The following is a 21,585-nucleotide window of genomic DNA, read 5'->3' on the forward strand; positions in this document are numbered from 1 at the left end:
CGGCGCTCAACGAGGGCGTCCTGGAGAGCGAGCTGTTCGGCCACGTGAAGGGCTCCTTCACGGGTGCGCAGGCGGATCGCTCAGGCATCCTCGTCTCGGCAGGGGAGGGGACGGTGTTCCTGGACGAGATCGGCGAGGTGCCGATGTCCACGCAGGTGAAGCTGCTGCGCGTGCTCCAGGAGCGGCGGGTGAAGCCGGTGGGCAGCTCCACCGAGGTGCCCTTCCATGCGCGCGTGGTGGCCGCCACCAACAAGCGGCTGGAGGTGGAGGTGAAGGCCGGGCGCTTCCGCGAGGATCTGCTCTACCGCCTCAATGTCATCACCGTGGATCTGCCGCCGCTGCGTGAGCGCACGGGAGACATTCCCCTGCTAGCGCGCCACTTCCTCGCGCAGATGCGGGAGGAGCTGGGGCGGCCCAACCTGGACTTCTCTGGGGAGGCGATCGAGGTCCTCGAGCGCTACCCCTTCCCGGGCAATGTGCGCCAGCTGCAGAACATCGTGGAGCGCGCCGCCACGCTGGCGGACGTGGATGTGCTCGGCCCGGACACGCTCCCGTCCGCGCTGCGCGGCGAGCGTGAGCCGGAGCAGCAGGCTGCGGGGGCCGTGGAGCTGCCGGCGGGCTTCTCGCTCGAGCGCTACCTGGACGATGCGGAGCGGAGGTACCTGCTGGCTGCGCTTCAGCGGGCCGGAGGCGTGAAGACGCGCGCGGCGGAGCTGCTGGGACTGAGCTTCCGCTCCTTTCGCTACCGGGCTGCCAAGCACGGCCTCGGGGAGGATGGGAGCGAGCCCGGCTCGGCGTAGCGCGTGGAGTCACCCTACCGGGCAAGGACCGTGCGCAGCCAGGCCTCCAGGGTGATGAGGAGCCAGATCTTCACCCCATGGCGAGGGCGCAGTCCGCCCAGCTTGCCGGAGAGCAGCCGCTCCAACCACTTGCGGTCGAACAGCTCCCACCGGCTGAGCCCGTCCAGGAGCCGCGTGCGTGCCTCCGGCAGCAGTGGGTCCTGGAACCAGCCCTCCACCGGGACGAGCATCCCGCTCTTGGGCCGCTCGATGATCTCGCGCGGCAGGACATCCTCCACGGCGCGCTTGAGCAGGTACTTCTCCACGGAGCCCTTCAGCTTGAGCTGCGGCGGCGCGTTGAAGGCCACCTCCGCCACCCGCTGATCGAACAGGGGTGCACGCGCGAGCATGCCGAAGGGGGCGCTGACCTCGTCCACCTTGTGGAGGATGTGGTGGGCGCCCTTGAGGAACAGGTTGAGGGCCATCAGCTTGCCGACGATCGTCTTCCAGCGCGGATTGGCGAAGAGGGGCGCCAGCGAGGCCTCGAGCGGCCGGGCTGCGACCGCCTCCTTCATCTTCGGCGAGAGCGCGAGCTCGAAGTCATCGAAGCACTTCAGGTGGGCGCGCAGGTAGCTGCGCTCCCGCGCGAGTGACTCGTCTTCCGTGCCTGCCACGCCTCCATAGAGCTCCGCCAGCAGCATGGGGAGGTTCTTCGGTCCACCGAAGCAGGGATCGCCCCCCTCGCCGTTGAGCACTACGCCCACCTCGGCGCTCGCCTCACGGAAGAGCAGGGCGTTGGGGACGGTGAGCGGATCACCGATGGGGTCCGAGTGCAGCGCGATCGTCTCGTCCAGGTGGGCGAGGATCACCCGCGGTGACAGCTCGACGATCCGGTGGTGGGTGCGGCAGTGCTGTGCCACGAGGGAGCTGAACGGCAGCTCGTTCCGGTACTCCGGGCCGAACGAGACCGACCAGGTGATGACCTCTTGATCGTGGAGCCGCTTCGCCAGTGCGACGACCAGGCTGGAGTCGAGCCCTCCGGAGAGGAAGGCTCCCACCTTCTCTCCCGAAGGCAGTCTGCGCAGGACCGCACCTTCCAGCTCCGTGCGCAGGTGCTGGCGCAGCGCCTCCTCTCCCTCGGGTGGGAGGGGCGCGCTGGTGTCCACCTCCGGGGGCACGGACCAGAACGGCATGCGGCGGGTCGGGCCTCCTCCGCGCGGCAGGTGCACCACCTCGCCGGGCAGCACCTCCAGGACCCCCTCCACGAGCGTCTCCTCGCCTGGGAGGTAGGCATAGCTGAGGTACGCAGCGACGCCGCGCAGGTTGAGCTCACGGGGGACGAGCCCGCTGGCGAGCAGTGCATGGATCGTCGAGGCGAAGATCCACCCCTGGGGCACCTTCGCGTAGTAGAGCGTCCGCTCGCCGATGGCGTCCCGTGTGAGCCGGACCTCACCCTCCGCGATCCAGGCGAGGGCAAATGCTCCGTTCACCTCCCCCAGACGGCCTGCTGCCACGAGGGCGCGCCACTGGGAGAGCTCCTCGATGCGCCGTCCCTCCAGCCAGCACGCGTCCCAGTCCACGACGAGTGTGGTGCCGTGCTCAGGGGCAATCAGCTGGGCGCCAGGTCCCAGGGCCCGCGCGAGCGCTCCAGAGGCACTCCGGGTCTGCTCCGGGGCGGGGGCCGCGAGCACGAGCCCTCCTACGCGTCCAGAGGGACGTCGGCGGGCCACGCCCGTCCCGAACGGTGGCCCCGGCTCTGGCTTGAGCAACCGCGGTTCCTCCATGACTACCCGAAGCTATCCGCGCCGCCGTCCGAGGCGTCGGCGTCGGCGGAGAAGGAGTCGCTGTCAACCTCCCAGGAGGAGCCGGAATCTCCGCCGCCACCTCCGCCTCCATCTCCTCCACCCGTGTCGGCCTGCTTCTTCTTCTGCCGCTCCAGCTCCGCGGGATCCTGGGGCCCGGCCATGGCGGCTGTGGAGGCCATGACAGCGGCCCCCGCGGCGCCTGCAGCGGCGGCCCTCCCAGCCCCCCCAGGCAGGCGGCCCTGGGTGTCTCTGCCCCTGAGCGAGGCTGCGGGAGCACGGGCGACCTGGGGAGTCTTGCTCATGGCGCGGAAGAGCCGCTTCACCACCTGCTCGGGACGGATGACGGCCAGCTCCAGCGTGTGCTTCGAGAGCCACCGGGCCTCCTCGGCGGAGAGGCCCCCGCCGGAGGGCACGGGCCGATCGGCGGGCAGGAGCAGCTTCTCGAAGGGCCTGGCGTGAGCCGGCCGAAGTCCCACGTCCACGATCCGGACGCCCGTGCCCTTGAACCACTCGGGATCGGTCGCGAGGCGGTGGGCGAGCCGGCACCCCTCCACGGTGATGTCATGGAGCACGAACACCTCGAGCCGCGGGTTGCGCCGGAGCATGCGCCGCACGGTCTCGAAGGCCTGCTGCGGGTAGCCCCCGATGGAGAGGACCGCGCAGTTGTTCTCGAAGTGGAAGTTGTTGGCCAGCAGCAGGTCCACCGTGCGGGCGCGATCGCAGACGACCGCCCGGTCAAAGGAGTAGTCGCCAATGTCGGGCTCCGCGGTCCGTGCTGGCTTCGCCTCCTGGGGCTTTCGGGCGATCAAGCCCTTGGGCTTGCCGTGGACACTCCCCCAGCGATCCCACAGTCGCTCGAAGTCACCCCGGGGAAACATGCGCGCCCCCACCATCATGTAGGCGAGAAAGCAGAGCACGATGGGCACGGGAATGAGGAACGGGAGCAGGGAGCGCGACAGCTCGAGGGCGATGACGCTCACGATGATTCCAAAGACCAGGGCCGTGATGGAGGCTTTGGCCTTGGCGGCGATGCTCTTCTTCCTGCGGCAGATCTCGTAGTAGAGGTGCTCGACCCCCCACTTCACCTGACCACCAGCGGACACGCTGTCAATCGCCTTCTGGAAGGCCACGTCGGTGAAGGGATCGTTCTCACGCGGCTCGAAGGCGAACCGGCCATTGCACTGCTTGCAGCTCTTGGTGTCCTTGCGCTCGGGGTACGTCGAGTCCGCCTGGCAACGGATGCAGATCATGCCGCACCTCCCGGACGGCGCCCGTGTCCATCCACGAAGACCCTCATCCAGGCCTCCAGCATGGCGAGCGCCCACAGCTTCTCGCCGATGCGCCGGCGCCGTGTCTCATCCGCCTGGTCCTGGCCCTGGCGCAGGCGCGAGATGTAGTCCTCGCGGAACATGCCGCGCTTCCGCACCGCCGAGGGCCCGAGCAGGTCCTCCATGAGCGGCGCGAGCGGGCCCAGCACCCAGTCCGTGGAGGGGACACTCATGCCGAACTTCCGCCGCCAGACGATGTCGTCCGGGAGCTTGTTCTGGAGCGCCAGCTTGAGGACGTACTTCTCGCAGGCGCCATGGAGCTTGAGCTGCGGCGGCAGGGCGAAGGACGCGGTGGCCAGCTCGCGATCGAAGAGCGGCACCCGCATGTCGAGCGCCCATGCATTGGCGATCCGCTCTGCGCGAGGGAGGATGTTCTGCGAGCCCTTGAGGGCGATGTCCGCCAACCGGACCCGGTTCAGGAAGTGGGGGATCTCCTGGCTGCCCAGGTAGGGCCGCAGGAGCGCGCGCCGCTGACCGGGTCCGCCGACCTGTGCGCGGAACTCCGGGGTGTAGAGCGAGTCCTCCAGCCCGTAGAAGCGGTGGTACGAGCGCAGGTAGATCTCCTCCGGCTCCTCGGGAGAGTCCTCGTACAGGCCACCGAAGACCTCGGCGGCCACCATGGGCTTCGAGGTCCACCCACCGAAGAGCTGATCGCCGCCCTCGCCGTTGAAGACGGCCGAGAAGCCCGCCTGACGCGCGGCCCGCCCGAGGAGGAACTGCGGCCCGGTGACCGCGTCGCCGAACGGCAGGTCCAGCTTCCAGACGAGGTCCATCAGCGCCGGCCCCACCTCTTCACCCGTGGACTTCACCCAGGTGAGAGGGATCTCCAGCATCCGAGCCACTTGCTCGGCCTGCTCGCGCTCGATGCTCCGATCGCCGAAGTCGAGGCTGAAGGCCTGGATCTTGACGCCTGCCTCCTTGAGCCAGACGGCCACGCCCGAGGAGTCGATGCCGCCCGAGAGGTAGAGGGCCACCTCGGGCTCGCCATTGAGCCGCCGCTCCACGGCCTTCCGGCAGAGGGCGCGCACACGCCGCACCGCCGTGGGCTGGTCCTCGAGCGAGGGATCGAGCTGCTCGCGCAGGGTGAAGTAGGGCGTGGAGGCGAGCTGGCCGCTCTCGAAGACACCAAGGTGGCCTGGCAGCAGGCGCTTCACGCCACGCAGGGGCACGTCTGCGCCGGGGACAAAGGAGAAGGTGAGATACTTGTGGATGGCGGCCGGATCCAGGGCAGCCTCGAAGCCCGGAACGGCGAGGAGCTGCTTCAGCTCGCTGGCGAAGTACAGCACGCCTCCCTGGACCGTGTAGTAGAGCGAGCGGACGCCGAAGGGATCGCGTGCCAGGGTCAGCCGCCGCCGCTCGCCATCCCACCAGGCGCAGGCGAAGGCACCGTCCAGGTCATCGAGCGCGGAGCCACCCGTGGAGAGCCGCGTCAGGAGGGCCTCCGCGGGCGAGGCTGCGGGCGGGGCGAGCGTCCCGGCGCAGGCGAGGAGGTGGGGGCCCTGGCGGAAGATGGAGGCGGACTTGCCTGGGCGGCCGCCCCACCAGCGGTAGCCGAGCCCCACACCTGGGGCGTGCGCGGTGTCCGTGCGATCGCCGCGGTAGTCGATCGCGGCGAGCATCGCGGTGAGGATCTCGGGGGAGGCGTCTCCGACATAGCCACAGATTCCGCTCATGCGTCCACCTGAGTGGCAAGGAGGTCCGCGAAGGTCTCGCGGCGTGTGGTGAGGAAGTCCTGGCCCTGATCGATCACCACTTCAGCGGGCCGGGGGCGGTTCAGGAAGTGGCTCGACATGGCATAGCCGTAGGCGCCTACGTCGCGCAGGGCGAGGAGGTCACCGGGAGCGAGCGGCGGAAGCTGGCAGTTGCGCGCGAGGAAGTCCCGAGAGTGGGTCGTGTTGCCACAGACATCCGTGGGGATCTCGAGCACGGAGCCTTGGGGCTCTACCGCCTCGACGCGATGGTGAGGGTAGTAGACGCTCTCCACGACGACGTTGCCCACCGTGGTGTCCACACCGACATAGCGCCGCCCGCCGCGCTCCTTCACCGAGATGACCTTGACGAGCAGGGAGCCCGCCTCGGCGACCAGCACCCGCCCGGGCTCGATGATCAGGCGGATCCGCCGGCCGCGGCGCGCCGAGAGCTCTTCCATCCGGCGTGCCACCTCGCGGCCCAGGGTGGGGAGATCCAGGGGCTCCTGGCCCTCTCGGTAGGGCACGCCGAAGCCGCCGCCCGCGTCGAGCTCCTCCAGATCCGGCAGGAGCTCCGAGGCGGCGAGCATCCGGTCGAAGCAGGCGAGGAACCGCGCCAGGGAGCGATTGTTGGTGCCCGCGTAGATGTGGAGGCCGATGAGGCGGACACCGGCCGCACGCGCGATGGCGAGGGCCTCGGGGAGCTCTTCCGGGTCGACGCCGATGCGGTTGGGGCGGGAGGGATCGTCCACGAGGAGGCGCAGGCCCACCGCCCCACCAGGGCTGCGCTGGGCGAAGTCCCGGAGCTGGTCGACCGAGTCCAGGTTGAGGCGGATGCGGTGGCCGATGAGGAAGTCCAGATCCGCCGCGTCGAGGTTCGTCCCGCTGTAGAGGATCCGGTGCGCGGGGACACCTGCGTTGAGCGCGGCGAAGGCGTCACCGGGGGTGTTGGCGTGGATCCCCGCGCCCATCGCATACAGCAGGCGCACCAGGTGACGGTTCTTGTTGCAGACGATGGCGTAGTGGAAGTCGACGGGCGAGTAGGGAAAGGCCGCGGTGAAGTCCCGGTAGGCGGCACGCACGCGCTCGGCGTCGTACACGTAGAGCGGACTGCCGTGCTTCTCTACCAGGAGCGCGGCGCGGTCCGCCGTCGGCTCTCGGACGCTCATCACAGGATCTCCGGTCTCGGCGTGACGGTGGACAGTATCGGCGCGGCTGGGGGCCACGCAAGGCAGCTCCGTCTGAGGAGCTTCCTTTCTATCCGGGGCGCCGCTTGTGCGTTCGCGCGTGCCGGCCAGGCTCCTTCTCCGAGGGACGCTGCGAGACTTTGTGGTCCTTCTGGGGCGGGCCTGGATCGCGCTGCGAGGCGCGGAGCCGCTCCCACGCCTCCAGGAAGACGGCGTCCTCGCGGGGCACGGGGACACGGGGGATCTTCGCGCGCATGATGTGCTCGATGCGCGCGATCACCTGATCGTCTCTCGCGGTGGCGAACGTGGACGCCACCCCGCTCGCCTCGACGCGCGCGGTACGGCCGATGCGGTGCACGTAGTCCTCGGGCGCATGGGGCAGGTCGTAGTTGATGACGTGCCCCACGTCCTCCACATCCAGCCCGCGCGCCGCAATGTCTGTGGCCACGAGGCAGCGGTAGGTGCCCTTGCGGAACCCCTCCATCGCCTCCTTGCGCTGGTTCTGCGTGCGGTCCGCGTGCAGCACACCGCACCGGTAGCCCGCCCGCTGCAGTGCCTGGTGCACCTTGTCCGCGCGCTCCTTCGTCCGGGTGAAGATGAGAGCCGTGGCCTCATCGCGCGCCAGCAGCGTGAGCAGCAGCGGTGACTTCTCCTCCGGAGTGACCCGGTACAGCTGCTGCTTTGCACGCTCGGCGGGAGTGCCGCTGCGAGTCACCTCCACACGGATCGGGGCTCGGAGCTGCTCGCGGGCGAAGCGGCTCACATCCGGGCCCAGAGTGGCGGAGAACAGGAGCGTCTGCCGGCGTTGGGGCAGGGCGGCGAGGATGCGCTCGATCTGAGGGAGGAACCCCATGTCGAGCATCCGGTCCGCCTCATCGAGCACCAGGCTCTCCAGCCGCGGGAACGTGGCGGCCCCTGCTTCCAGCAGGTCCACCAGCCGTCCCGGGGTGGCGAGCACGAAAGAGGGCCGCTGCTTCAGCGCCTCCACCTGGGCCGACATGTCCTCGCCGCCGATGACGACAGCGTGCGTGAGGCCGCGTGGCTCGGCGAAGAAGCGCACGGGCTCGGCGATCTGCAGCACCAGCTCGCGGGTGGGCGCGAGGATCAGCCCGAGCTGGCCCTTCCTTCCCGCGAAGCGCTCCACCAGGGGCAGGACGTACGCGGCGGTCTTGCCAGTGCCGGTCGCGGCACAGCCGATGACGTCCTTGCCGGCGAGGGCGGGCGGAATGGCCCGAGCCTGGATGGGAGTGGGGTGCGCGAAGCGCGCTCGGCGCAAGGCCTCCAGGGCTTCTGACGAGAGACCCAGCTGGGCGAAGGAGGGGCTCACGGGGTAGAGGGAGCCGGACTCGCGCGCCTACTTGAAGTCGCGGCGCGAGAAGATGAAGGACGCGAGGACGATCAGCACCGCTGAGTAGCTCACCGCGTAGAGTATGGAGGGCAGCAGCTCCGACATAGGGGTGGGGATCTCGTAGGTGGCCTGCACGCGGTAGTTGAGCCGTGAGAGGTTGGGCAGCACGTAGTAGACGGCCTTGCCCAGCAACTGCAGGAAGGGCTCCTCCGCCTTGCGCGACATCTCATAGATGTCTCCGCCCAGGTGGCCGGCGAAGTACGCGCCGATCGTCACCGTGGCCGACACCATCTGGCTGGAGAAGCTCGACATCACGAAGCCGACGCTGCTGAGGATGAGCAGCTCGAAGAAGAGCATGCCGATGGCGACGAACTGGGCCTCGGTGAAGAGCGTGCCGTAGATGCCAATCTGGATGAAGAAGAGCACCCCCATGGCCAGCAGCAGCACCGCCAGCGTCAGCATGTTGCCGGCGAAGCGGGCAATGAGGAACTGGGACCGGGAGATGGGCTTGGAGACGATGAGGAACAGCGTCTTGCGCTCGATCTCCCGGCTCAGCATGCCGCTGGACAGGAAGACGGCCAGCAGCACCAGCACGATGCTCATGATCCCGAGGCCCACGTCCGTGAGCACGCGATCGAAGGTGGAGATGCTCAGGTTGGTGAGCAGCGAGGAGGCCACCAGCAGGCCAAACGCGAACGCACCAACCACCACGGTGACGCGGTTGCGCCGAGCCTCCCGGAAGCCATTGAAGGTGAGCGCGAGGAACGGCCGCATCATGACGAGATCTCTCCTCCGACGGTTCCATGCTTGGCCTCGCTCATCGCCTGGAGGAACAGATCCTCCAGCGAGAAGCGGGCCGGCTGCAGCTTGGTGACACGGCCGCCCGCGTCCAGCACGCTCTTGAGCAGTGGCTGCACGTGGGCATCCTTGGCGCGGACCAGCAGGCGGTTGGACAGATCCTGCACCTGCTCGAGCGGGTGGCCCAGGTTGCGCACCGCCTCTGCGGCCATTCCCTCCACGGAGATCTCCACCACCGGCACCTGCGTGGTGAGCAGCTCCTGCACGCTGCCCTCTCGCGCCAGCTTGCCGTTGACGAGCACCGCGACGCGGGTGCACAGCGCCTCGACGTCCGGGATGATGTGGGTGCAGAAGAGCACCGTGGTGCCGCGCTCGCGCTCCTGGAGGATGAGATCGCGGATCTCGCGCCGGCCCACCGGATCCAGCCCGCTCGTGGGCTCATCCAGGATGAGCAGCCGGGGCTTGCCGACAATGGCCTGCGCCAGGCCGATGCGCTGCACCATGCCCTTGGAGTAGCGGCGGATCTGCAGGCCCGCGGTGCGGGACATGCCTACCGCGCCCAGCACCTCCTTCACGCGCTGGTCCAGCTCCTGGCCGCTCAGGCCCACGAGCTGACCAGCCAGCCGGACGAACTCCTCACCCGTGAGGTACTCGTACGGGGCGGGGTTCTCCGGCAGGAAGCCCACGTTGCGGCGGGCCTCCTTCGACTCGGGAGCATGTCCGAACAGGCGGGCTGTGCCGCTCGTCGCCTGGACGAGGTTCATCAGGACCTTGATGGTGGTGGACTTCCCGGCCCCGTTGGGACCGAGCAGCCCATAGACCTGTCCGGGCTCGACGGAGAGGGTGAGGTTCTGGAGGGCCAGAACCCGCTTGTTCATCCAGAACCCCAGTCGGTACGTCTTCGACAGGTCCCGGGTCTCGATGGCTAACGTCATGGGTGCGCTCATGGGGCGTTCGGTGCGTCCTGGGGGCGCTGCTGCTTTTCCTGCTCGAGGACTCTCTTGCGGTGGTCGATGGGCTCCAGGCGCAGCGAGCTGGAGGTAGAGCCGCTTCGCCCATCCTCACCGATATAGATGACTCCGCCCATGGGATCCGTGGGGATGGAAGGAAGGTCGCCCTTGGCCACCAGCTCGGAGAGTGCCTGGGGCAGTCGCCCCTCGCGCTTCTTGAAGGCGGAGATGGCGTCATCGACCTGGATGAGCGCCTGCTCGCGGTGGATCTCCAGGATGCGCTCCTCGAAGCGCTGGCGCATCTCGGGGTCCGTCTCATTGTCCCGGAACGACTCCACCAGCGCGAGCGCGGCGTCGAAGTGTCGATTGTACGCCAGCATTCGCGTGGCGATCTCCGGCACGAACCGGTTCACATTGGGCAGCGTGGCCGCGATGCGCAGGTGCTCCGTGGCGGCTGCGTGCTCGCCGAAGAAGTAGCTCAGGTTGTAGGCGAGGTACAGGCGCAGTGTGGAGTCCTCGGGGAAGTTCTTCACGCCCTTCTCCAGGATCTTCCGCCCCTCCGCGGTGTTGACCCACGTCTCACGCCCGAGGTTCGTGGGGATGGCGGTGCCGGAGAAGGTGTAGACCTTGTGGAACTTGGGATCCAGGTCCGTGACCAGGTCCGCGTAGTAGAACAGATCCAGGTAGCGTGTGGCCTCCAGGCTGCTGCCGGCGCGCCCCGCGGCCTGGATGGCCTGGAGCCAGTAGTAGTCCGCGACGAGCGACTGCTGTCCGGCGCCAATGACGCGGAGCAGCTCGATGCGGGGTAACAGGGGAGCTTGATAAGGACCGCGAGGTGGCTCGCGCGGAGGCTCTGAGAGGGCAGCCACCGCTCCAAGACCCGTCAGCATCAGCACCAGTGTGATGAGGGGCTTCATCGCTTCCAGAGGCTGAACGCTAAATGCGGCTCACGCAAGACTCAAGGAGTTTCAACCAGGGCAGAGGCGTGAGGGCCTGGCTGCCTAGTCGCAGTTCACGTCATTGTAGACGTTGAACGGCTCGCCCGAGGCGACCCTCAGACCGACAGCTCCGCTGCTGGGGCAGGCGGGCACCACCTGGCCATCCGCGGAGGACATCAGCCAGGTGTCGGCCCCATCACCCTGTGTGTTGTCCACATCCCCCGCGGCGTAAGCGAGGAAGTCCCATGAGGTCGTGGTGCCGAAGATTCCTGGTGCCGGGCCCGCGAGATTGGGGGAGTTCCACGTGCTCCCCGCGCCAGGGAGCTGGACGATGTAGAGCCGAGTCGTCGGGTATCGGAACGAGTCCGCCTCGACACACTCGTCATCGCCGTGGCGCAAGGCGGCCGGACCCGAGCGATCCTCGGTGATCGTGCAGGGGTCCTCCATATGGTAGCTGTAGCGGTTGCCACGCTCTGGAGCGAAGCCTGGCACGCGGATCTGAGAGGGCGGCTCAGTCATGGTCCGCAGGCCGGTGTACAAGGCCTTGAGGTTCGAGGTTGCTTCGGCCTGCCGGGCGCGAGCCTGGAACCGCAAGAAGTTGGGAATGGCAACAGCTGCCAGGATGCCGATGATCGCTACCACGATCATTAGCTCGATCAGGGTAAAACCCCGCGGGCTCTTCCTGGACATGCACGAGCCTCCCACATGAAATGAAACAGGCCAGGATTGAGCATCATCCTGGCCTGTCTCGTATGGATGTTGTGATGCCTGGCGATTAGTCGCAGTTCACGTCGTTCCAGCTGTTGAACGGCTCACCGGCCGCAACGCGGACGCCAGTCTGCGTGGGGCAGGTGGAGTCGAGCGTGCCGTCGGCGGAGCTGATGGACCAGCTGTCAGCCGTGTCACCCGGAGCGTTGTCCACGTCGCCCGCGCCGTAGGCCAGGAAGGTCCAGAAGCCGTCGTCGCCGTACACGCCAGGCGCGAAGGTCTGGTCAGTGTGGGCGTTGGCCCAGGTGCCGCCCGCAGGAATCGGAACGAACAGGCCCGTGGCCGGCGCAGTCCACTGGAAGCGGTAGTGATCCGCGGCGACGCAGGTGTCCTCGTTGTTCAGGTTAGGAGTCGGGCCGGTGCGGTCCTCGAACAGAGCGCATGCACCCAGGTGATAGCTGTAGCGGTTGCCGCGCTCGGGGGAGAAGCCGGTGGCCCGGATGGTGCCATCGCTTGCACCGACCGTGGTCGGCTTGCGCTGCTGGGTGCGCAGACCGGTGAAGAGGCTCTTCAGGTTGCCGTGCACTTCGGACTGGCGAGCGCGCGCCTGGAAGCGGATGAAGTTCGGGATCGCGATGGCCGCGAGGATGCCGATGATCGCCACCACGATCATGAGCTCGATGAGGGTAAAGCCACGATTGCGACGGTTCTGGGTCATGGTCTGCTGCTCCTTACAGTCGGCGAGGACTGGGGGTGAACAACGGTTCCTGTCTTAGCAAGGGAAAGGCCATCTGCGCCAGATCTGCTAAGTGGCCTGATCCTCTGGACTGGGGGGGAGCGAGTCGGGATCAGGACAGGGCCCGATCGACAATTTTTGGCACCCAGAGACGAAATTGGGCACCCTTTCCAGCGTCCACCGACTTTTTCGGGCACCGAATGGGGGCGCTGGAAGGTAGCCTCGGCGGCCGATGGACACGGAGTGGCCGCCCTTTCTCTCTTCGCTGCTGACTGTCTGGCTCTTCGTACTGGGCCTGTGCATCGGCAGTTTCCTGAATGTCGTCATCGCCCGTGTTCCGCACGGAGAAAGCATTGTCCGGCCGCGCTCGCGCTGCCCGAAGTGTGGGCATACGCTCGCCTGGTACGAGAACATTCCGCTCATCTCGTGGCTGGCGTTGAGGGGCCGCTGCCGGAGCTGCAAGGCGCCCATCTCCATCCGCTACCCGCTGGTGGAGCTGCTCGTCGGCCTGCTCTTCCTGGCGTGCGTGCGCCGCTTCGACTTCACCTGGGAGCTCGTCTCCGGGCTGGTGCTTGTCACGCTGTTGGTGCCGCTCACCTTTATTGATCTGGAGCACTGGATCCTGCCCTTCTCCCTCACCCTCCCGGGGATCTTCGCCGGGATGGTGCTGGCCGTACCCAGGGGTATGGACGATCTCTGGGGTGCGGCTCTGGGAGCGGGGGTGGGTTTCCTGGCCTTCCGCTTGATGGAGTACCTGGGGTGGAAGCTGTTCCGGAAGGAGGCGCTCGGCGGCGGGGACAAGTACCTGGTGGCGCTGCTGGGGGCGTTCCTCTCATGGAAGGCCCTGCTGGGCATCCTCTTCCTGTCCTCCCTCCAGGGCGCCGTGGTGGGCGTGCTGATGATTGCACTCACGGGCCGAGCGGGGCCGCGCGCGGAGTCGCAGCCGGAGCAGAAGGGCACGCCGAAGGAGGATCCGCCCGAGCCCGAGCTGACCATGACGTGGGAGTTCACGAAGCCGGGGCTTCCGCTGGGGAAGCGGTTGCTCCTGGTGCCCTGGTGCCTGCTCTTCCAGCCCATCCCGGACGAGCCGAAGGACGAGGAGGGCGACGAGATCGACTGGGTACCGGGTACGACGAACATCCCCTTCGGGCCGTGGCTGGCGCTGGCGGGGCTGGAGATCCTGCTGCTGGGGCCGTGGCTGGCGCAGGTGCTGCCTTCCCCGTTCGCACTGCTGGTGGGAGCCGCGCTTTGAGGGGCGAGGCCCTGGCGAGATGAAGTGGCGCATTGCCAGCGTGGCCTTCCTGCTGGGCTCGCTCTCCACGGGGCTCTCGTGGCTCACACTCCAGCCGGTGCTCATCCAGCTGCTGGACGTGGCGCGCCGGCTCGCCGCGCCCGGCAGCCCCGAGGCTGAGGCGCTTGCGCGCGTGCGCGGCTTCCTGCCCTTCGCGCTGGGGCTGGATCTGCTGGTGCTGACGGTGCTGGTGTACATCGTGCTGGATCTGACGGTGGGTCGCCCTCTGCGCGCCACCGAGCTGGCGGTGGAGCAGCTGGGGCGGCTCGAGCTGGACCTGCCGCCGGTGTCCCAGGGCGGGCCCCTGCTGTCGCGCATCCAGAGCGCACTGAACCGCATGGCGGAGGCGCTGCGCCGGGAGCAGGCCCTGACGCGCTCGCAGCTCGCGGAGCTGCGGCAGGCCAACGCGCGGCTGGCCCGGGCGCAGATGGAGCTGGTGTCCTCCGAGCGCCTGGCCACGGTGGGCAAGCTGGCCGCGGGCGTGGCTCACGAGGTGGGCAACCCGCTGGCGGGCATCCTCGGCTACCTCTCGCTGGCGCGCATGCGGGCCCCCACGCCCGAGCTGAAGGAGTACCTGGAGCGCATCGATCACGAGGTGCACCGCATCGATGGCATCATCCGGGGGCTCCTGGACCTGGGGCGCCCGAAGCCCGCCACGCTGGCGCCGGTGGACGTGAGCCAGGTGGTGGAGACGTGCGTGAAGCTGGTGCGCGCGGGGCCAGAGCTGTCCCAGGTACAGGTGGACTTCGCGCTCGAGCCGGGGCTGCTGGCGCGTGCGGACGCCGGGCCACTCTCGCAGATCGTCATCAACCTGCTGCTCAACGCCGCGCAGGCCATGGGAGGGCAGGGCGGGGCGCGCGTCTCCACCCGGCGCGAGGGTGGCGAGGTGCGGCTGGAGGTGCAGGACACCGGCCCGGGCATACCCCCGGAGGTGATGCCGCGCCTCTTCGAGCCCTTCTTCACCACCAAGGAAGGGAAGGGGACGGGGCTGGGACTCGCGGTGTCGCTGCACCTGGCTCAGAGCATGGGAGGCCGGCTCACGGCGGAGAATGTCTCCGGGGGCGGTGCGCGCTTCTGTCTTCACCTGGTGGCCATGTGAAGCGAATGGGAACTCCCTTTCGTCAGGGGCCTGGGGGATGATGAGGTCCTGAGCGACCATGCCCACCTTCCGCTCCATCCTCGTCGCTGATGACGAGCCTTCGATCCGCCATGTCCTCACGCTGGTGCTCACCGAGCACGGGTACGAGGTCCGCGCCGTAGCCGACGGCGAAGAGGCCGTCCGCGAGCTGGCCGCTCGCAGCTACGACGTGCTGCTGTGTGACGTGCGCATGCCCAAGCGGGACGGCCTCTCCGTGCTGCGTCAGGCCATCGCCGAGCACCCAGGCCTCACCGTGCTGGTGATGAGCGCCTATGGCTCGCAGGAGCAGGCGCTCGAGGCGGTGGGGGCCGGCGCGTATGACTACGTCCAGAAGCCCTTCAAGCCGGAGGAGATCGTCTTCGTCCTCCGCAAGGCCGAGGAGCGCGAGCGGCTCGTCCGCGAGAACCGGCGACTGCGGACGGCGTCGGCTCCTCCGCCCGAGCGAATCCTCGGGGAGAGCGAGGGCCTGAAGGCCGTGCTGCGCCAGGTGGATCGGCTTGCGCCGGTGCACACCACCGTCCTCATCACCGGGGAGAGCGGCACGGGCAAGGAGCTCATCGCCCGGGCGCTGCACGAGCGCTCACCGAGGGCCTCGCAGGCCTTCGTCGCCGTCAACTGCGGCGCCATCCCCGCGGGCCTCATTGAGAACGAGCTGTTCGGTCATGCCAAGGGCGCCTTCACGGACGCGCGCACCGCCAAGCGAGGCCTCTTCAGCGAGGCCGACGGCGGCACGCTCTTCCTGGACGAGGTGGGTGAGCTGCCGCTGCCCGCGCAGGTGAAGCTGCTGCGCGTGCTCCAGGAGGGCGAGATCCGCCCCGTGGGCGAGAGCCGCGCCGAGCGCGTGGACGTGCGCGTCATCGCCGCGACGCTCCGGGATCTGGGCAAGCTGGTGGAGCGCGGTGAGTTCCGAGAGGACCTCTACTACCGCCTCAACGTGGTCAATCTGAGGATGCCGCCGCTGAGAGAGCGCCGCGAGGACATCCCCCTGCTGACGCGCGCCTTCATCCTGCGCTTCAACCGCCAGCTCAACCGCGAGCCGCCAGTGGAGGGCCTCAGCCCCGAGGCCGAGGCCCTCATGTCCGCCTACGCCTGGCCCGGTAATGTGCGCGAGCTGGAGAACGCCATGGAGCGCGCCGTGCTCCTGTCGGATGGCCCCCAGGTGCTGCCCTCCAACCTGCCCGAGCGGCTGTGGGCGGCGTCCCCGCAGCCTGCTGGCTCCCCCCCCGTGCAACAGGCCGGTAGCGATCTGTCCCTCAAGCGCGCCATGCGGGAGCTGGAGGAGACATACATCCGCGCAGCCCTGCGCCGGACCCGGGGCAACCGCACCCGAGCTGCTGAAGTTCTGGACATCAGCCATCGCGCGCTCCTGTACAAGATCAAGGAATACGGAATTGATCCGGACGCCGAGGCCGAGAAGGGCAGCTAGGCGTCCGGCTGAGCACATTGTGGGGATTTGACGGCGCGCGCTGGGCGCCAGAAAATCGGCGCCTGCGGCGTTACGAGGGGCGCGGCGAGGGCACAGGAGTGGGTGCCCGACCGGTCGCGGAGCGAGCGGGCGCCGGTCAACTTTTAGGCGGGGTTGCGCGCTGGTGTTACGCTGGCGCCCTCTCCACGGGAGAACTGCATGGCGAAGGGCAAACTGGCACTCGGTCTGGATATCGGATCGACCTCGGTGAAGATGATCCTCCTCAAGGAGCAGCGCAAGCGCGGCGACGTTGGCTACGCGCTGCAGAGCTTCGGCATGAAGCCGCTGCCACCGGAGGCCATCGTCGACGGCGCGCTGATGAACTCCACGGCGATCGTCCAGGCGGTGCAGGAGCTGATGAACGAGCTGAAGATCAGGGGCAAGGAGGTCGCTATCGGCGTCTCCGGCCACTCGGTCATCATCAAGAAGATCCAGATGCCTCGCATGAGCCAGGAAGAGCTCGAGGAGAGCATCCAGTGGGAGGCGGAGCAGTACATCCCCTTCGACGTCAAGGACGTGAACATCGACACGCAGATCCTCGACTCGGGCGCCAACGACGCCACCGGGCAGATGGATGTGCTGCTGGTGGCCGCCAAGAAGGACATGATCAACGACTACACCACCGTGGTCTCCGAGGCCGGACTGTCGCCGGTGGTGGTGGACGTGGACGCGTTCGCCGTCCAGAACATGTTCGCCGCCAACTACGACGTGCCGGACAAGGAGACCGTGGTGCTCATCAACGCGGGCGCCTCGGTGGTGAACATCAACATCATCTCCAACGGCATCACCGTCTTCACGCGTGACGTGACGATCGGCGGCAACCAGTTCACCGAGGAGATCCAGAAGCAGCTCAACGTCTCCTACGAGGAGGCGGAGGCGCTGAAGATCGGCGGCAACCGCCAGGACGCGGACGCCGTGGTCCCCCAGGACGTGGAGCGCGTGCTGACCAGCGTGGCCGAGCAGGTGGCCGGCGAGATCCAGCGCTCGCTGGACTTCTACGCGGGCACTGCCGCGGACGCCAACTTCAGCAAGGTCTACCTGTCGGGTGGAACCGCGAAGATCCCCGCGCTGTTCAAGACGATCGAGACGCGCGTGGGCGTGCCGGTGGAGATCCTCAACCCCTTCCGGAAGATCGAAGTGGACAACCGCAAGTTCGACCCGGCCTTCATCATGGATGTAGCGCCCATGGCCGCGGTGGCCGTGGGCCTGGCGCTTCGCCGTCCTGGTGACAAGCTGAACTGATACCCCTCTCCTCAAGCCTCAAGGAACCGACGCATATGATGATCCGGATCAACCTCCTGCCCGTCCGGGTGGCGAAGAAGCGGGAGATGGGCAAGCAGATCCTTGTCCTCTTCGCCATCGTCCTGCTGGGCGCGTTCGTGGGCAACTACCTGTGGTACTCGAACCGCAACGATGAGTTCAACCAGAACGCCGCCGCCATCCGCCAGGTCCAGGCCAAGATCGAAGAGCTGAAGAAGGTCATTGGCGAAGTCGACAAGATCAATGACCGCAAGGCCGAGGTGGAGAAGAAGCTCGGCGTGCTGGACAACCTGCGCAAGGGCCGCTCGGGCCCGGTGAAGATGATGGACGCGATGGCCTTGTCCATCCCCAAGAAGCTGTGGCTCAAGGGCTTCACCGAGGAAAAGAACGGCATGAAGATCAGCGGCGCGGCCATCAGCCACGACGAGGTCGCCGAGTTCATGAGCAACCTGGGCCACATGGTGTGGACACCCAAGGGCATGGGCCGGCTGGTGGAGTCGCGCAAGGACTCGCCGACGTCCCGCGTGGAGCTGCTCACCCCGGACGCGGCCATCGAGGAGTTCCCGGTGTCCTCCATCAAGTCCTTCTTCACCAACATCGAGCTGAGGGACGCGGTGCAGAAGCAGCCGGCGGGCTCGGACCCCAACGGCTTCCCCACCGTCGACTTCAACCTCAACCTGTCGTCCAACTACGCCATCTAAGAGGACCTGGCACGCCATGGAACAGTACCTGGACAAGATTGCTAAGGCCCCGGCTGGCGCGAAGTACGGCGGGCTCGCGGCCGTAGTCGTGGCGCTCACGGTCGCCAACTTCTTCCTCCTCATTCAGCCGAAGGAGGACAGCATCAAGCAGCAGGTGGAGCAGCGGCGGAAGCTGGACATCGATCTGGCGGAGAAGAGCGAGATCGCCCAGAACCTCAACGAGCGCCGGCGCGAGATGGACGTGCTGGAGCAGAAGCTCGCCGAGGCGCTCACCGAGCTGCCCGAGAAGAAGGAGATCGACGAGCTGCTCGCGCAGATCAACGACGTGGGCAAGAAGTCCGGCCTGGAGATCGCGCGCGTGGAGCCGGGCAAGGAGTCGACTGCCGTCGGCGAGTTCTTCGCTCGCATCCCCATCAAGATGACCGTGAGCGGCAACTACCACGAGATCGCCATGTTCCTGCAGGAGATCGCGAACATGCGCCGCATCGTGAACGTGAACGGCATCGACCTGGGCAAGCCCACGGTGAAGAACGAGAAGGTCGTCCTTCAGAGCACTTTCGTGGCGACGACGTTCCGGTTCGTCGAGCAGAAGGATCAGAAGGATGCGAAGCAAACGGGCCAGAAAGTTGCGCCGCCCAAGAAATAGGGTGAGATGAGGATCCAGAGGATGAAGACGCTCAAGTTCAAGATGACCACGGTAGTGCTGGCCCTGTCGGTAGCGGCCTGTGGGGGCTCGCAGTCAGCGGCTCCCAGGCCAACACCTGCCAAGCCGGCGACAACCGTAGCCCCGAAGAAGGAGGCGACGGTCGAATCCTCCGTCAACTATTCGTACAACCCGGTGGGCAAGCGGGATCCGTTCCGCAGCCCGCTTGAGGAGCTGGTGCGATCGAACACGACCACCCAGGTCTCCTCGTGCAGCGAGCCGCTGTGCGCGTGGGATCTGGATCAGCTCAAGCTGGTGGCGGTGGTCACCGGCGACGCCAACCCCATCGCCATGGTGGAAGATCCACTCGGGCGGGGGCACGTCGTGCGCCGCAACGCCCGCATGGGCCGGCAGGGTGGCCGGGTAACACAGATCCTTCGGGACTCGGTGACGGTGACCGAGTACATCCCGTCTGAAGGGAAGAACATTCCCAATCCGGTGAGCCTCCAGCTCAAACCGGAGAACAAGCGGGAATCGCTGTACGACTTGTCCACGGGCAAGAACTGGGAGTAGCTCCGTCGGGCCGGCTGCTCGCGCCCGATTCCAACTTGTAGAGGGGTAGCATGCTCGGGAAGAGCGATGTGACGAGGGGCAAGTGGGTGGTCGCGGCCGCGCTGTCGGTCGCCTTTGTGGGCGCCAGGGCTGACGGCGCTGAACTCAACACGCTGAGGGATCTGCAGGTCGTCCCAACAGGCTCAGGCACCCAGGTGGTTGTCTCGGGGACTCGCCCGCCCACCTTCACGGTCTTCCGGCTCAGCGGGCCGGAGCGGCTGGTGGTGGACCTCTCGTCCACGGATGCCACGGCCATCAAGGGTCACCACGGAGGCACCGGTCCCGTGACAGGGATCGTTGCCTCCCAGTTCTCGGACGAGCGCGCGAGCGTGGGCCGGGTGCTGGTGGCGCTCGACAAGGCCTCTCAGTACGACGTCCGCGCCGACGGCAACCGGGTGATCATCTCGGTGGACGGCGCGGCGGCGGAGGCTGGAGCGGCCAGGCTCGAGGCGAGCAAGCCCGCCGAGGCGAAGAAACCCGCGATGGAGCCGGCCCCGGCCATCGCCCAGGCTCCGGCTGCCGAGAAGGCGCCGGTCGCCGAGAAGGCGCCCGCAATCGAGCAGGCTCCGGCCGTCGCCAAGGCCCCTGTGCCCGCGCCGGTGAAGCCCGCCGCGCCCATCACGCCTGCGCCGGTGGTGGCGCAGTCCGCGGCGCCTCAGGCGGCCCCGGTGGTGGTGGAGGCCGGTGAGCCCCAGGAGGCTCCCGCGCAGGCCCTGCCCGAGAACGTCGTGGCGGCCGAGGCGGACGAGCGCGAGGTGGCGCAGCCTGCCCAGCGCATCACCGGCATCACTTTCAATCGGGACACCCTGGCCGTCCGCACGGACGGAGAGGTCGCCCGCTACGAGGTGCTCGAGCTGGCGGATCCGCCGCGGCTGGCGGTGGATGTGTACGGCGTGGACCTGGCGGCCAAGGCGCCGCGCGTCCGCGGCAAGACGCTGAAGGGCCTGCGCGTGGGCGCTCACGCAGAGAAGGTGCGGCTGGTGCTCGATGTCCCGGGCGGCATGCCGGCCTACCGCGTGGATCGCGCCGAGCGTGGCCTCGAGGTGCTGCTGGGGACCGCGGTGGCCCGCAAGGCTCCGCCCGCCGACGAGCCGCGCGAGGTGGTGGCCGAGAACGCGCCGCTGCGCCCGGCTCCCGTGCCGGCCGAGGTGGCTCCGGCGACGCAGGCGGCGCTCGTGGACGTCAAGGAGCTCTCCTTCGACGAGGGTGACGCTGGCGGCCGGGTGCAGCTCAAGCTGTCCGGTCCGGCCACTTGGAAGGTGGATCGCCCTGATCCGCGCAGCGCGGTGCTGACGCTGGAGAACGCACGGCTGCCGCGCAAGCTGGAGCGCAGCCTGGACACCAGCGCGCTGAATACGCCGGTGAAGATGATCAGCGCCTTCTCGGTGCCCGGTGAGGGCAACCGCGTGCGCGTGGTGGTGGCCGCTGACGGCGCCATCGAGGAGTCGGTGACGCAGGGTGGGGGCTCGCTGAGCTGGCACCTCACCGTGCAGGGCGTGAAGACGGAGCAGGTGGCCGTCACGCAGCGCACCGCCGGCTTCACCGCCGAGGCGCCGACGTACGCCGCCGAGGGCGCTCCGCGGCAGGCCCGCTACCGCGGCAAGCGCGTCTCCTTCGAGTTCAAGGACATCGACATCCAGAACCTGCTGCGCGTCATCGCGGAGATCTCGAAGAAGAACATCGTGGTCGCCGACGACGTGAGCGGCAAGGTGACGATCCGCCTGCGCAACGTTCCCTGGGATCAAGCGCTGGACCTCATCCTTCGTACCAAGAACCTGGGCAAGGAGGAGGTGGGCAACATCATCCGCATCGCCCCGCTGAAGACGCTGGAGGAGGAGGCCCGGCTGCGCACCGAGCGCAAGAAGTCGCTCCAGCAGCAGGAGGATCTGCTCGTCAACCTGATCCCGGTGAACTACGCCGTGGCGCAGGAGATGTCTGCGCGTGTGAAGGACATCCTCTCCGATCGCGGCTCGGTGACGGTGGACACTCGCACCAACGTCCTCATCGTGAAGGACGTGCGCTCCCACATCGAGAAGGTGCGGGCGCTGGTGCGCAACCTGGACACGCAGACGCCGCAGGTGCTCATCGAGAGCCGCATCGTCGAGGCGAATACGTCCTTCTCCCGCCAGATCGGCGTGCAGTGGGGCGGCAGCGGGGAGGCCTCGGCGGCCCGGGGCAACGCCACGGGCCTGATCTTCCCGAACTCGGCG

General features: G+C 67.9%; 19 protein-coding genes. 9 read left to right on the forward strand and 10 right to left on the reverse strand.

The window, feature by feature from the left end; all coding sequences use genetic code 11:
* A partial coding sequence (locus tag VD972_RS30740) for a sigma 54-interacting transcriptional regulator (RefSeq protein ID WP_324992340.1) occupies nucleotides 1-800 on the forward strand: 800 nt, incomplete at its 5' end.
* A gap of 14 nt (nucleotides 801-814) precedes the next feature.
* Here the strand turns inward: VD972_RS30740 and VD972_RS30745 are convergent.
* The 10 genes from VD972_RS30745 to VD972_RS30790 all read right to left on the reverse strand — a co-directional run bounded on the left by VD972_RS30745 (nucleotide 815) and on the right by VD972_RS30790 (nucleotide 12,247).
* Nucleotides 815-2,470 carry an asparagine synthetase B family protein gene (locus VD972_RS30745; RefSeq protein ID WP_324992341.1) on the reverse strand — a complete coding sequence of 552 codons (1,656 nt, stop codon included), beginning with the start codon at nucleotides 2,468-2,470 and terminating at the stop codon, nucleotides 815-817.
* Between the two features lie 95 nt (nucleotides 2,471-2,565).
* Nucleotides 2,566-3,834, reverse strand: coding sequence for a hypothetical protein (locus tag VD972_RS30750; RefSeq protein ID WP_324992342.1), 1,269 nt, complete (start codon nucleotides 3,832-3,834; stop codon nucleotides 2,566-2,568).
* Nucleotides 3,831-5,585, reverse strand: coding sequence for an asparagine synthetase B family protein (locus VD972_RS30755; protein WP_324992343.1), 1,755 nt, complete (start codon nucleotides 5,583-5,585; stop codon nucleotides 3,831-3,833). Before VD972_RS30755 ends, VD972_RS30750 begins: the two co-directional genes overlap by 4 nt.
* Entirely contained in the window at nucleotides 5,582-6,769 is a 1,188-nt protein-coding gene (locus VD972_RS30760) for a diaminopimelate decarboxylase family protein (RefSeq protein WP_324992344.1), read from the reverse strand. Before VD972_RS30760 ends, VD972_RS30755 begins: the two co-directional genes overlap by 4 nt.
* 88 nt (nucleotides 6,770-6,857) lie before the next feature.
* Entirely contained in the window at nucleotides 6,858-8,114 is a 1,257-nt protein-coding gene (locus tag VD972_RS30765) for a DEAD/DEAH box helicase (RefSeq protein WP_324992345.1), read from the reverse strand.
* Nucleotides 8,115-8,141: 27 nt separating this feature from the next.
* Entirely contained in the window at nucleotides 8,142-8,909 is a 768-nt protein-coding gene (locus VD972_RS30770; protein ID WP_324992358.1) for an ABC transporter permease, read from the reverse strand.
* The gene (locus VD972_RS30775; RefSeq protein ID WP_324992346.1) at nucleotides 8,909-9,880 is read right to left on the reverse strand and encodes an ABC transporter ATP-binding protein; all 972 of its coding nucleotides are present in this window, start codon (nucleotides 9,878-9,880) and stop codon (nucleotides 8,909-8,911) included. The genes VD972_RS30770 and VD972_RS30775 overlap by 1 nt, the downstream gene beginning before the upstream one ends.
* On the reverse strand, nucleotides 9,877-10,800 hold the full coding sequence (locus tag VD972_RS30780) for a pilus assembly protein (RefSeq protein WP_324992347.1): 924 nt from the start codon (nucleotides 10,798-10,800) through the stop codon (nucleotides 9,877-9,879). The genes VD972_RS30775 and VD972_RS30780 overlap by 4 nt, the downstream gene beginning before the upstream one ends.
* 84 nt (nucleotides 10,801-10,884) lie before the next feature.
* Nucleotides 10,885-11,511 (reverse strand): prepilin-type N-terminal cleavage/methylation domain-containing protein, encoded by a 627-nt coding sequence (locus VD972_RS30785; protein ID WP_324992348.1) that lies wholly within the window; start codon nucleotides 11,509-11,511, stop codon nucleotides 10,885-10,887.
* 85 nt (nucleotides 11,512-11,596) lie between these two features.
* A complete protein-coding gene (locus tag VD972_RS30790; RefSeq protein ID WP_324992349.1) occupies nucleotides 11,597-12,247 on the reverse strand; it encodes a prepilin-type N-terminal cleavage/methylation domain-containing protein in 651 nt (216 codons plus the stop codon).
* A 250-nt stretch (nucleotides 12,248-12,497) separates the two neighbouring features.
* Between VD972_RS30790 and VD972_RS30795 the strand changes: the two genes are divergently transcribed.
* The 8 genes from VD972_RS30795 to VD972_RS30830 all read left to right on the forward strand — a co-directional run.
* Nucleotides 12,498-13,517: a prepilin peptidase gene (locus VD972_RS30795; RefSeq protein WP_324992350.1), complete on the forward strand. Its 1,020-nt coding sequence runs from the start codon at nucleotides 12,498-12,500 to the stop codon at nucleotides 13,515-13,517.
* A gap of 19 nt (nucleotides 13,518-13,536) precedes the next feature.
* Nucleotides 13,537-14,655, forward strand: a complete 1,119-nt coding sequence (locus VD972_RS30800; protein ID WP_324992351.1) for a sensor histidine kinase — start codon at nucleotides 13,537-13,539, stop codon at nucleotides 14,653-14,655.
* A gap of 58 nt (nucleotides 14,656-14,713) precedes the next feature.
* Nucleotides 14,714-16,120, forward strand: a complete 1,407-nt coding sequence (locus tag VD972_RS30805; protein ID WP_324992352.1) for a sigma-54 dependent transcriptional regulator — start codon at nucleotides 14,714-14,716, stop codon at nucleotides 16,118-16,120.
* A gap of 198 nt (nucleotides 16,121-16,318) precedes the next feature.
* Entirely contained in the window at nucleotides 16,319-17,401 is a 1,083-nt protein-coding gene (gene pilM / locus VD972_RS30810; protein WP_324992353.1) for a type IV pilus assembly protein PilM, read from the forward strand.
* 35 nt (nucleotides 17,402-17,436) lie between these two features.
* Entirely contained in the window at nucleotides 17,437-18,120 is a 684-nt protein-coding gene (locus tag VD972_RS30815) for a PilN domain-containing protein (protein ID WP_324992354.1), read from the forward strand.
* Nucleotides 18,121-18,136: 16 nt separating this feature from the next.
* Nucleotides 18,137-18,766, forward strand: a complete 630-nt coding sequence (locus VD972_RS30820) for a type 4a pilus biogenesis protein PilO (protein ID WP_324992355.1) — start codon at nucleotides 18,137-18,139, stop codon at nucleotides 18,764-18,766.
* Nucleotides 18,767-18,787: 21 nt separating this feature from the next.
* Entirely contained in the window at nucleotides 18,788-19,336 is a 549-nt protein-coding gene (locus VD972_RS30825; RefSeq protein WP_324992356.1) for a pilus assembly protein PilP, read from the forward strand.
* A gap of 50 nt (nucleotides 19,337-19,386) precedes the next feature.
* On the forward strand, nucleotides 19,387-21,585 hold a 2,199-nt coding region (locus tag VD972_RS30830; protein ID WP_324992357.1), incomplete at its 3' end, for an AMIN domain-containing protein.

Origin of the sequence: Hyalangium sp. (genome assembly GCF_035629615.1) — a bacterium.
Classification (GTDB): domain Bacteria; phylum Myxococcota; class Myxococcia; order Myxococcales; family Myxococcaceae; genus Hyalangium.